We start from the raw sequence: 12,094 nt of genomic DNA, 5'->3' as shown, positions 1-12,094 counted from the left end.
CATCGTCCGGGGAGCCAGTCGCGTCATGTGATCGACCGGTGAATGCCAACTTGAGTGCCCGGTGTCATTTCGAAATGACCGGGCCTCCCCGCTCCTGAAGTGCAAAGCTTGCCCAGGCGATGGAACAGGGATCGCTAGCGGTCGATGCGGTTTGGGCCGCGGCCCAGCGCATCCTGGCAGTGGCACGCCTTGGGGCGGAACCCTAGCCAGTCGGCGAGGTGCGCTTTGCTACGACTTGGGCAATTGTCATTTCCCAGAAGATGAACCGAACGAACGAATTTTCCGGGAGAATGCCGATGGATACCAGCGAACGCCTGCTCGCGATCGAGGAAATCAAGCAGCTCAAGGGCCGCTACTTTCGCTGCATGGACACCAAGGACTGGGCAGGCCTGCGCACCGTCTTTGCCGATGATGCAGTGTTTGACGCGCGCGCTTCGCTAAACGTCGACGGCAAGGGAGAAGCCGGCCGCGCTGCTGAGAGCAATGATTGGGTCTATGAGGGCGGCGACGTGATTACCCAGTTCATCGTGGGCGCGGTGGAAACGAGCCGCACCGTTCACCATGGGCATTGCCACGAGATCGAGATCCTCTCGGCAGACACGGCCCGCGGCGTCATCGCCATGGAAGACCAGATCTGGGACGAAAGCGGGACTGTGCTCACCCTCCACGGCTGCGGGCACTATCACGAAACCTATCGCAAGCAGGACGACCAGTGGTGCATCCAAACCTCGCGAATTTCGCGGTTATACGTATCCTTGGGTGAACAGCCGGACTGACCTGGCTCGACTGGCATCGTTGCCGGGGCCCGTGACGGGCCCCGACTTTTTCAGGCGTCCTGCGAAACGAGCGCTTCCACTTCTTCCGGATCGCCAAGGGCTACACCGATGCGCTGGTGCAGGCTGGTCGGCTGCGTATCGAGAATGGAGCCAGCGCCGTCGCTCGAACGGCCGCCGGCCTGTTCGATCAGCATGCTCATCGGGTTGGCCTCGTAGAGCAGGCGCAAGCGGGCCTTGCCTGGCTGGCGATGATCGGCCGGGTAGAGAAACACGCCGCCCCGCTTGAGAATACGGTGAATGTCCGCGACCATCGATGCCGTCCAGCGCATGTTGTACTGCCCAGCCAAAGGTCCAGCCTCGCAGCCCACGCGTTCGTCGATGTAACGGCGGACTTCGGGCGACCACTGCTCGCGCCGGGCCATGTTGATCGCCACTTCCTTCGTACCTGACGGGATCTGCAGCGGCCCGTCGGTCATGCGCCAGGCACCCATTTCACGGTCCAGCGTGAATTCGTAGACACCATTACCCAAGGTGAGGACCAGCAGCGTCTGCGGCCCGTAGATCGCATATCCGGCAGCGACCTGGTGCCGACCGGGCTGCAGGAAATCTTCCTCGATCACATCGCGGCCCGCAGAATTTTCCGGGGCACGCAGGACTGAAAAGATCGTCCCTACCGACAGGTCGACGTCGATGTTGCTGGACCCATCGATCGGATCGAACAGCAGCAGATATTCGCCCTTGGGAAAGCGGTTGGGGATGGGATGGATCGTTTCCATCTCTTCCGAGGCCATGCCGGCCAGATGCCCGCCCCATTCATTGGCATCGAGCAGGATCTCGTTGGCGATGACATCGAGCTTCTTCTGCACTTCGCCCTGGATGTTTTCCGAGCCAAGGCTGCCCAGCACATCGCCGAGCGCGCCCTTGGAAATGGCATGGGCGATCGTCTTGCAGGCCCGCGCGACCGTTTCGATCAGAAGGCGCAGTTCTGCAGGGCAGGCGCTGTCCTCGCGGCGCTGTTGCTCGATGAGGAAGCGGGTCAGTGTGATCGGTTGCATCATTGTCCTTCGCCTTGCACGCCCCGGATCGGCGCCAGTCATTGGGTACCCAGTAAAAACTGGGGGGCGGTTAGGCCTCTCGCAGCTTTTCCGCAACTTCGTCGCCATGGGCGAAAGCGGCGGCCCGCGCCACTGCTTTTGCGTCCGGTCGCACGCCTGTATAAAGCACGAACTGTTCAATCGCCTGAAGCACGATCACTTCCGCGCCAGAGATCGTCATTTTCCCTGCTGCCTGCGCGGCGCGCATGAAAGGTGTGTCCGCGGGCTGGGCAACCACGTCGAAGGCGATGTCGCAGGCCTCGACCTGCCCTGCGGGGAAGGCAAGGCGGTCCGCCTCGACCCCTTCCATTCCAAGCGGGGTAACGTTGATGAGCAACGGCGCGCCTGATGCGGGCATGTCTTCTCGCCAATCGAATCCATACCGGGCGGCGAGCGCCGGTCCGTTCTGGCGATTTCGCGCGATGATCGTACCGCGCAAGAAACCGGAGTCGCGAAGGGCAGCGATCACCGCCTTCGCCATGCCGCCGCTCCCGCGCAGCAGGAACGGCATCGCCGGGTCGATCCCGCGACGAGTGAGCAGGTCGCGCACGGCCACGTAGTCGGTATTGTAGCCGGTAAGCACACCGTCATCGTTGACGATCGTGTTGACGCTGCCGATGGCCCGGGCCGATGCCGCAAGCCCGTCGAGCATCGGGATGACGGCCTCCTTGAACGGCATGGAAACCGCGCAGCCCCGGATCCCCAGTGCCCGTATGCCGCCGACCGCCGCAGCAATGTCGCTCGTGGAGAAAGACTTGTAGACGCAGTCCAGACCGTAATGGCCATAGAGCCAGTTGTGCAGGCGCGACCCGGCATTGCCCGGTCGCCCCGACAGCGACATGCACAGGCGCGTATCGCGTCCGATGCTGTTGCGTTCCAGCAAGCTCATGCCCCGGCCACGCGGCATTCGGCGCCGGTGCGCAGGCTCGACCCGCGGACAACCAACCGCCCGCCCAGCACGACCTTGCGCGCGGGAGCATCGGGGTGGTCGAGGCGATCCAGCAGCATGGTCATGGCCGTGCGTCCGATCTCCTCGACCGGCTGCTCTATCACGCTGATCCCGCCACCGACGAACTCCATCCAGTCGTTGTTGTCGAAACCGGCAAGGGCAATGTCGCGGGGTACTTCCAGTCCAAGATCGCGCAGGGCCCGCAAGATATTCAGCAACATGACGCCGTTGCTGGCAATCAGCGCATCGGGCCGCTTGTTGGAGTCCAGCAAGTCCGCAATCGCCTGTGCCGCTGCTTGCGGTGCATGCGGCACGGCCACGGCATCTGCATCCAGCCCCAGACGCTCAGCCGCCTTGCGGAAACCTTCCCGTCGCTCGATGCCGGTGGAACTGGATGCACCGAACAGACCTGTAACGCGCCGGTGTCCCTGCGCATGCACGTGTTCGACAAGAACTTCGGCCATGCGCGCATTGTCGAGCACGACGCTGTCGAATTCACCATCTGGCGTCGAGCGGTCTATGAGCACGACGGGATAGTCCAGTTCCAGTTGTCCCGCCGCGGCGACCCGCTGGCGAGTCGGGGCGAGAATCACACCCGACACGCGCTCCTCGTGCAGGAGTTCGAGATAAGCAGCCTCCTTTTCGGGATCCTCATCGGTATTGCAGAGAATCACCCGCAGGCCGCGCGCAGCGGCAAGGCTTTCGACGGCGCGCGATACGGCCGTGAAGAACGGGTTGCGGATATCGGCCACGACCAGACCGATCGTATTGGTATGCTGCGAACGCAGCCGCCGCGCAGCAAGGTTAGGGCGATATCCCGTGGACTTGACCGCGGCGAGCACACGCTCCGACATCTCCGCATCGACTGTGCGTCCTGCCAGGACTCGGGATACCGTGGCCGGAGAAACTCCAGCAACTTTTGCCACGTCCTTGATACCTACTGCCATGAGAAATCGTTCTCTTATAATTACGGCAATCGCCCTCTCAACTGGTGAGACTATGCCTCATTCTGGCTGAAAATCGCAACCCCTCTTGACAAATTCTCTGAGAAATCGTTTTCTCAGCACAGCAAGAGGAGAGGAACCATCATGCTCGCAGACGCCATTCCCGCGTCGCACGCAGCCGATCTCGTCCGGATCGATGCCAGCGCCACCGACAAGACCGATGCGATTCGCCAGGTCGGCCAACTTCTGGTCGCTGCAGGCTGTGTTGCGCCCGGATACGAGGAAAGCATGGTGCGCCGCGAAGCCTTGGCGAACACATTCCTCGGCTCCGGTGTCGCGATCCCCCACGGACTGGGTGAAGACAAGGGACTGGTGCGCAATGACGGAATCGCCATCCTCCAGCTTCGCGAGGGCATCGACTGGAACCCGGGACAGCGCGCCCATATCGTCGTCGGCATCGCCGCCAACTCTGACAGCCACATCACCATCCTGCGCCGGCTCACCCGTCTCATCCAGGACGAGGAACGCCTGCAGGTCCTGATCGCGACCGACGATCCCGCCGAGTTCTCGCGCGCCCTGCTCGAGGATGGAACCCCCGCCGCCCCTTCTGTCCCTGCCGAGGACCTCGCCCATACCGCAGCATGGATCGTCGACTATCCGACCGGGCTCCACGCCCGGCCTGCATCGACATGGGTGGAAGCCGCCCGCGCCAGCGCCGTGCGCCTGCGTGTCCGTCACGGTGAGGAAAGCGCCGATCCGCGCAATCTCGTGGCGCTGCTCCAGCTTGGCCTGCGCTGCGGTGACGAGATCAAGTTCTCGGCCGAGGGGCCCGCCGCGCAAGACGCGCTCGAGAAGTTCGTCGCCACTGTCCGGAGCCTCTCCGCACGCGAAAAGGAAGACGCCGCCCGCGCCGCCGAGAAGCGCAAGGCACCCGTGCGGTGCTGGACGCCGGTGGGCAGCCCGCGCATGATCGCCGGCGTTGCCGCCAGCCCGGGCCTGGCGATCGGACCGATCCACGTGCTGTCGGCAGCCGAACTGTCCGTCCCAGATGTGCCGGTTGATCTCGTGAACGGGGGCGCGATGCTGAACGAGGCCCTGGTGCGCACCCGTGCGCAGATGAAGGCGCTGATCGACGACACCACGCGCCGCCTGGGTGCTTCGGAAGCCGCCATCTTCAAGGCGCAGACCGAACTGCTCGAAGACACCGACATCATAACCCTGACCTGCCAGCTCATGGTCGAAGGTCACGGCGTTGCCTGGTCCTGGCATCAGGCCGTACAGCGCATTGCCGGCAAGCTGTCGGCGCTCGGCAATCCGGTTCTGGCTGCACGCGCCGCTGACCTCACGGACGTTGGCCGCCGGGTCCTTGCAGAGATCGACCCCGGTCTCGTCACCGGTACGCTTGCGGATCTGCCCGAAGAACCTTGCATCCTTGTGGCCCCTGATCTGTCTCCATCCGATACCGCCACGCTCGATACCGCAAGGGTCGCCGGCATCGCCACCGCACTGGGCGGACCGACATCGCACAGCGCGATCCTTGCACGTACACTGGGCCTGCCCTCGGTCGTGGCAAGCGGTGCCGACCTGCTGGCAGCGGCGTCCGGCACGACGGCCATCGTCGATGGCGACGGCGGCCGCGTCTGGCTCGATCCATCCGAAAAAGACCTTGCCTCCGCGCGTGGCTGGATCGCCGACCTCACCGCACAGCGCGTCGCCGAGGAAGAAGAACGCGGCCAGCCTGCCGTGACCCGCGACGGTCACCGGGTGGAAATCGCAGCCAACGTCAACCGCCCGGATCAGGTCGGCTTCGCACTGGCACAGGGCGGCGAAGGCGTGGGGCTAATGCGAACCGAGTTCCTTTTCCTCGAGAGCGGCAACACTCCCGGGGAGGACGAGCAATTTGCCGTCTACCGCGCGATGATCGATGCGCTTTCCGCCGGAAACGAAGAGCGCCCGCTGATCGTGCGCGCGCTCGACATCGGCGGAGACAAGCAGGTGCCCCACCTCGAACTGCCGGTTGAAGAGAACCCCTTCCTCGGCGTGCGCGGCGCCCGCCTGCTGCTGCGCCGCCCTGATCTGCTCGAGCCGCAACTGCGCGCGCTTTACCGGGCCGCCAGGGAAGGCGGAAATCTCTCGATCATGTTTCCGATGATCACATCGGCGCACGAACTGCTTGCCTTGCGCAAGCGCTGCGAAGCCGTCCGCGCCGAGCTGGATGCGCCGCAAGTGCCGATCGGCATCATGATCGAGGTTCCGGCAGCGGCGGTGCAGGCCGCCCAGCTCGCAGCCCACGCCGACTTCTTCTCCATCGGCACCAACGACCTGACCCAGTACACACTCGCAATCGACCGCCAGAACCCGGAACTCGCCGGCGAGGCCGACAGCCTCCACCCGGCGGTGCTGCGCATGATCGCCGCTACGGTCGAGGGCGCCAGGACCCATGACCGCTGGGTCGGCGTATGCGGCGGCATCGCCGGCGACCCGTTCGGTGCTGCGCTGCTGGTCGGCCTCGGCGTCGACGAGCTGTCAATGACCCCGCGCGACATCCCGGCCGTGAAGGCAAGGCTGCGGGGCTGCGACCGCGGCGAACTGAACAGACTGGCCGCCCAGGCCCTGGAAATGGACGGCGCGGCGCAAGTGCGCGCGCTCGACGGAAAGGCCATGTGATGCGCGCGCTTACCGTCACCTTCAACCCGGCCATCGACCAGACCGTCACGCTCGACCGGCTGGAGCCGGGCGCAGTCCACCGCGCCCATGCCGTGCGCCAGAACGCCGGTGGCAAAGGCGTCAACGTCGCCAGTTGCCTGGCTGACTGGGGCGTCGGCGTTTCCGCCTACGGTTTGCTGGGAAGCGACAATGCGGCACCCTTCGACGCGCTGTTTGCCGCCAAGGGCATCGAGGATCGCTTCATCCGCATTGCCGGCGCCACCCGGGTCAATCTCAAGCTGGTGGATCCTGCAGGCACCACCGACATCAATCTCGACGGCCTGGCGGTCGATGCCGGCCGGGCCGAGATGGTCACCGCCACGATCTGCGACGCGGCCCGCGAAGGCGACCTCGTCGTGCTGGCGGGCAGCCTTCCCCCCGGCTGCCCGCCAGATACTTACGCCACGCTCTTGGAACGCCTGCATGCACGCGGATGCCGCTTGATTCTCGACACCAGCGGCCTGCCGCTCAAGTGCGCGCTCGAGGCCGCGCAGCCGCCCCATGTGGTCAAGCCCAATCGCGACGAACTGTCACAATTGCTGGGCCGCGACCTGCCTGATCTGCCGGATCTGGTTGCGGCTGCAGGCACGTTGCGCAGCAGCGGCATCGAAGTGGTCGTCATCTCGATGGGCGAGGAGGGAGCGCTGTTCGTGTCTGGCGAAGGTGCGCTCACCGCAAGTCTCGCCATCGGTGAGCTGGCCAGCACGGTCGGTGCCGGCGATGCCATGGTGGCCGGGATCGCGGCAGCCCTGCTCGAAGGGGCACCGCTGGAACGCACTGCGCGCCTCGCCACGGCGTTTGCCGTTGCCAAGCTCGGCATGGCCGGCCCGAACCTGCCCGCACTCGCCAGTGTGGCCGCACTGGCCGACGAAGTGAGCGTAACCCCAGTTCCAACAGCCGCGCAAAAGACGGCAGGAGAGGCATGATGAAAAAGGTCTTCGCAATCGTAGAGGCGGGCCCCTCGTCCGTACAGGGCGTGCTGGCAGGCGAAGCGCTGCGCCTCGCGGCCCGCACCGAAGGCCGCGACATCGAAATCGAAGTGCGCACCGAACAGGGCGTGCTCAATCCACTCGGTGACGACACGGCAATTTCGGGCACAAGGCTGCTGCTGGTCGCCGACGAAGTAGCCGACGAAGCGCTTGCCCATCGAGCCGACCGCCACATGACTCTGGAAGCCGTGTTGGCCGATCCGGCCTCCGCACTGGTCTTCGACGATGCCGGGCAAGCCGACGATGCAGGCACCGATCCGACCGTCCCGCGCATCGTCGCGATCACCTCCTGCCCGACCGGCATTGCCCATACCTTCATGGCCGCCGAAGGGCTGACCGAGGGCGCCCGCCAGCTCGGCTACCCGATCCGCGTCGAAACGCAGGGTTCGGTGGGTGCAGGCACGCCGCTCACTGCCGAGGAAATCGCTGCGGCGGATGTCGTGATGATCGCCGCCGACCGCGAAGTCGATCGGGCGCGGTTCGCCGGCAAGCGCGTCTTCGCGTCGAGCACCAAGCCCGCGATCTCCGGCGGCGCCAAGCTGATCGAGCGGGCCCTGGCCGAAGCGAAAGTCCAGGGCGGCGATGCCATCACTGGTACTGGCGATAAGGCGCCCGCGGGACAGAAGGAGCGGGCCGGGCCGTACAAACACCTGATGACCGGCGTATCCTTCATGCTTCCCTTTGTGGTCGCAGGCGGCCTGCTGATTGCCATCGCCTTTGCCCTCGGCGGCATCGGGGCCAGTGCCGATGCGGCCGAGGGCACGCTGGCGCACACGCTGTTCCAGATCGGCGCGCAGGGTGCCTTCGCTCTCATCGTTCCGGCACTTGCCGGCTACATCGCCTTTTCCATCGCCGACCGTCCCGGCATTGCCCCGGGCATGGTGGGCGGGATGCTTGCCGCGCAGATCGGCGCCGGGTTTCTGGGCGGCATCGCCGCGGGCTTCATCGCCGGTTACGGCGTCGAATATCTCAACCGCCTGATCCGCCTGCCCAAGAACCTGCAGGGGCTCAAGCCGGTCCTGATCCTGCCGCTGCTGGGTACGCTGCTGACAGGCCTCCTGATGGTCTATGCGATCGGCACGCCCGTGGCTGCGGTGCTGGCCTTCCTCACCGAATGGCTGCGTTCGATGCAGGGATCCAGTGCATTGCTGCTGGGCATGATCCTGGGCGCGATGTCGGCCTTCGACATGGGCGGTCCGGTCAACAAGGCCGCCTATGCCTTCTCTGTCGGCCTGATTGCCAGCAACGTCTACACCCCAATGGCCGCAACGATGGCTGCCGGCATGACCCCGCCTCTCGCCGTTGCGCTGGCGACGCGTCTGTTCCGCAGCCGCTTCACCCTTGAAGAGCGCGAGGCGGGCGGCGCGGCCGCAGCGCTGGGCCTGGCCTATATCACCGAGGGCGCGATCCCCTTCGCTGCGCGTGATCCGCTGCGGGTTATCCCCTCATTGATGGCCGGTTCGGCCACGGCCGGTGCGATCTCGATGGCAGCGGGCGTGGAACTCAAGGTCCCCCACGGCGGCATCTTCGTGCTGCCCATTCCGGGCGCCGTCACCCACCTTGCGACTTACGCGGTCGCCATCGTTGCCGGAACGCTGATCAGCGCCGTGCTCGTGGGGCTGTTCAAACGCCCCCCGGTGGCAACGGCCAAGGCTTGAATGGCCTACGACAACAACAAGAAAGCAACATCCGCAAGGAATCACTCCATGCCCCCGCTACCAACCAAGTGCGCTGCCCTGGCAGGCGCAGCCGCCCTCGCCTTGTCCATCGCAACCGCACCGCTGGCCGCCCGGGCACAATCGCAGGACGAAGGGGAGCTGGACAACACAGCGCCCTCCGCGCGCCCTCCTGCGCAGCAACCGCAGTCCTTCCAGCCGCTCGCCGATCAAGGCATCACCCTGACGCTCAACTATACCGGCGAAGCGGCGGCCAATGTCAGCGGGGGCCTGCGCAAGGATGCCGCGTACGCCGGGCAGGTCTATGCCGGGGTCGATTTGGACATGGACCGCATCGCCGGGATCGACGGCGGCACGCTCCATGTTGCCGTGACCAATCGTCATGGCAAAAGCCTGTCGGCGCTTGCGATCGGAAACAATACTTCGGTGCAGGAGATCTGGGGCACCCAGAACACCCATCTCGCGATCCTGACCTGGGAACAGCACCTGTTCGGCGATCGCCTCGTGGTCGAGGCTGGCCGCAGCCAGGCGAACATCCATTTCCTCAATTCGCCGCTTTACTGTCAATTCCAGGGAAACTCGGGCTGCGGAAATCCGACATTCGTTTTCAAGAACAGCAATTTCACTTATTTCCCGGCGTCGAGCTGGATGATCCATGCCAAGGCGCAGCTGGCGGACCATATCTACGCCCATGTCGGGGCCTATGAAGTGAACCCCGACCGCAAGCAGGCAAGCGACCACGGAACCGATTTCGGTATCGGCAAGGCAACCGGCGTCATCGTTCCCTGGGAACTGAGCTACGAAAGCGGCGAGGCGGCGCGGTTGCCGTTCCGTTACATTCTCGGCGGCTGGGTCGACAGGGGCGACTACGACGACCCGCTGCGCGACGACACAGGCGGCATTGCCATCCTCAGCGGCCGACCGGCTCAGGTCCACAATGGCCGCTCGGGCCTCTATTTCCGTTTCGAGCAGAAACTTACCCGCCCCGATCCGGCATCGAAGCGCGGACTGAGCATTTACGGCGTTGCCATGACCAACCTTTCCGGCCGCGTGGAGGAAAGCCGCTTCTTCGATCTTGGCCTGGTCCAGACCGGCACTTTCCCGGGGCGCGACGAGGACAGCGTGGGCTTCATGATCAGCGACCAGCGCTTCAGCAACCTGGCGATGCAACGCATGCGGGCCGCCGATCGGGCCGGCGACGGCAGCGGAAACGTCTCTCGCCATCAGGTAATGATGGAGCTGTCCTACAGCGCGCAGATCGGACCGGCGATCCGCCTGTCGCCCAATATCCAGTACATTCATAACCCGGATCGGACCGGCGATCCATTTCGTGGCAGTTCGACGAAGGACGCACTGATTTTCGGTGCCAAGTTCACAATCGACGCATTAAAGCTGGGCCAGTGAAGCGGACTGAAGCTCTGGCAATGCGTCACCTGAGCCAGGGCGATAAGAGCCCGGCATTGCGACCGCTCATCAGGTCGCGCGGGCCTGCGGCACCTTGGGCACGAGCCTTCCTGCCGGGCCTCCTTCAGCCCATCGGTGGTGTTCGAACTGGATTGACCGATGGGCGGAAGGGCTTTAGCCGATAGAAATTCGAATTCTAATACGCGTGGCCGCAAGGGCTCGAGGTGGGAGTGGAATGACACCGATACGCCGCTTTTTCAGCAATCTCACGATGAAGCCCCAGGGAATCACCCTGGTCGCTGCCGGCTTCCTGCCGATCTTCGCGATCGTCTCGATGTTCCCGATCGTCGCAGCGATGATCCAGCATTTCCGTACCGATCCCGATGCCGCCACCAAGGTCCCGCTGATGGTCACCGCTCCGGGCCTGACCATTGCCATCCTTGCGCCCTTTGCCGGCTTCTTCGTCGACCGCTTCGGACGGCGCCGGCTGCTGCTTCTGTGCACGTTCTTCTACGGCGTGTTCGGCACGGCCCCGTTCTTTCTCGACGATCTCGACCACATCTTCGCCTCGCGCCTGGCGCTGGGCGTGTGCGAGGCGGGCATCCTCACCATCGTCAACACCCTCATCGCCGACTACTGGGACGAGCAAGGCCGCCACAACTGGCTTTTCCTGCAAGGCCTCGCCGGGCCCTTCCTCGCCTCGGGCGTCATCCTCATGTCCGGCCTTGTCGCCTCGGTGCGCTGGAACGGCGGCTTCCTGGTCTATCTCGTCGCCTTCCCGATCTACTTCGCGATGCTCGCCTGCCTCTACGAGCCCAGGCGCGCAGGCCAGGACGCCGGCGAGACGGCCCGGCCCCTCGCCGGCGAGCCGCGCCGCCCCTTCCCGCTTGGCCATGCCCTGGCAGTGGCGGCGATGACCTTCTTCTCGGCCGCGCTCTACTACGTCTTCATCGTCAACGGCAGTATCGCCTTTGGCGAGGTCGGCGTGAACGACCCGGCCGCGGTCAGCAAGATCACCTTCCTGCCCAGCCTCTTCGTCATGCTCGGCGCGGTGATCTTCCGCGTCCTCGCCTCGCGCGCCAATGCCGTGCAGCTGGGCACTTTCCTGTTCATTCTCGGCTCGGGCCTGACCATCATCGGCCTTGCGCGCACGCCCACCGAGATGGTCGTGGGCCTGGCCATCCAGCAGACCGGTGCGGGCATGACCATTCCCACGCTCATCGCCTGGGCCCAGACCCGCTTTCCCTTCGAGCACCGCGGCACCGGCATGGGCATCTGGACCGGCGCCTTCTTCTTCGGCCAGTTCGCCTCGCCCTGGTTCGTGCACAAGTTCAACCTCGCCGCCGGCACGATGCAGGGAGCCTTCCTGCTTGCCGGAGGCCTGGCGCTGGCGGTGATGGTCGGCATTCTCGCGCTGCTCGTCACCGGCCTTGCCCGCCGCCCCGAGCCTGCCTGAGCCTTATCCTCGTGGACGGGCCCTTCCTGCAGGGCCCATCATGACCCAGCGACCGGGGGCGGGACGATTAAATAGAATTGACGTTTCCTTTTCAAACGGG

General features: G+C 65.0%; 9 protein-coding genes. 6 read left to right on the top strand and 3 right to left on the bottom strand.

What is annotated here, in order from left to right; translation table 11 throughout:
- The first annotated feature begins 296 nt into the window (after positions 1 to 296).
- Positions 297 to 776, top strand: a complete 480-nt coding sequence (locus PP1Y_RS04455) for a nuclear transport factor 2 family protein (protein ID WP_013836889.1) — start codon at positions 297 to 299, stop codon at positions 774 to 776.
- Positions 777 to 826: 50 nt separating this feature from the next.
- Here PP1Y_RS04455 and PP1Y_RS04450 read toward each other — a convergent pair whose 3' ends face one another.
- From PP1Y_RS04450 to PP1Y_RS04440, 3 genes are all read right to left on the bottom strand, one after another.
- Positions 827 to 1,831 (bottom strand): class 1 fructose-bisphosphatase, encoded by a 1,005-nt coding sequence (locus PP1Y_RS04450; RefSeq protein WP_013836888.1) that lies wholly within the window; start codon positions 1,829 to 1,831, stop codon positions 827 to 829.
- A 70-nt stretch (positions 1,832 to 1,901) separates the two neighbouring features.
- Entirely contained in the window at positions 1,902 to 2,759 is an 858-nt protein-coding gene (locus PP1Y_RS04445) for a shikimate 5-dehydrogenase (protein WP_013836887.1), read from the bottom strand.
- Positions 2,756 to 3,766 (bottom strand): LacI family DNA-binding transcriptional regulator, encoded by a 1,011-nt coding sequence (locus PP1Y_RS04440; protein WP_013836886.1) that lies wholly within the window; start codon positions 3,764 to 3,766, stop codon positions 2,756 to 2,758. Before PP1Y_RS04440 ends, PP1Y_RS04445 begins: the two co-directional genes overlap by 4 nt.
- Before the next feature lie 141 nt (positions 3,767 to 3,907).
- Between PP1Y_RS04440 and ptsP the strand changes: the two genes are divergently transcribed.
- The 5 genes from ptsP (at position 3,908) to PP1Y_RS04415 (ending at position 11,994) form a co-directional block, all read left to right on the top strand.
- Positions 3,908 to 6,430, top strand: coding sequence for a phosphoenolpyruvate--protein phosphotransferase (gene ptsP, locus PP1Y_RS04435; RefSeq protein ID WP_013836885.1), 2,523 nt, complete (start codon positions 3,908 to 3,910; stop codon positions 6,428 to 6,430).
- Entirely contained in the window at positions 6,430 to 7,395 is a 966-nt protein-coding gene (gene pfkB / locus PP1Y_RS04430; RefSeq protein ID WP_013836884.1) for a 1-phosphofructokinase, read from the top strand. Before ptsP ends, pfkB begins: the two co-directional genes overlap by 1 nt.
- The gene (locus PP1Y_RS04425) at positions 7,395 to 9,116 is read left to right on the top strand and encodes a PTS fructose transporter subunit IIC (RefSeq protein WP_013836883.1); all 1,722 of its coding nucleotides are present in this window, start codon (positions 7,395 to 7,397) and stop codon (positions 9,114 to 9,116) included. Before pfkB ends, PP1Y_RS04425 begins: the two co-directional genes overlap by 1 nt.
- 48 nt (positions 9,117 to 9,164) lie before the next feature.
- Entirely contained in the window at positions 9,165 to 10,538 is a 1,374-nt protein-coding gene (locus PP1Y_RS04420) for a carbohydrate porin (protein ID WP_013836882.1), read from the top strand.
- Between the two features lie 235 nt (positions 10,539 to 10,773).
- Positions 10,774 to 11,994, top strand: a complete 1,221-nt coding sequence (locus PP1Y_RS04415) for an MFS transporter (RefSeq protein ID WP_041558288.1) — start codon at positions 10,774 to 10,776, stop codon at positions 11,992 to 11,994.
- The last annotated feature ends 100 nt before the right edge of the window (positions 11,995 to 12,094 follow it).

The sequence above is a fragment of the Novosphingobium sp. PP1Y genome (assembly GCF_000253255.1).
Classification (GTDB): Bacteria; Pseudomonadota; Alphaproteobacteria; order Sphingomonadales; family Sphingomonadaceae; genus Novosphingobium.
Note: the sequence above shows the minus strand (reverse complement) of the source record. Positions and strands in the feature narration are given on the sequence as shown.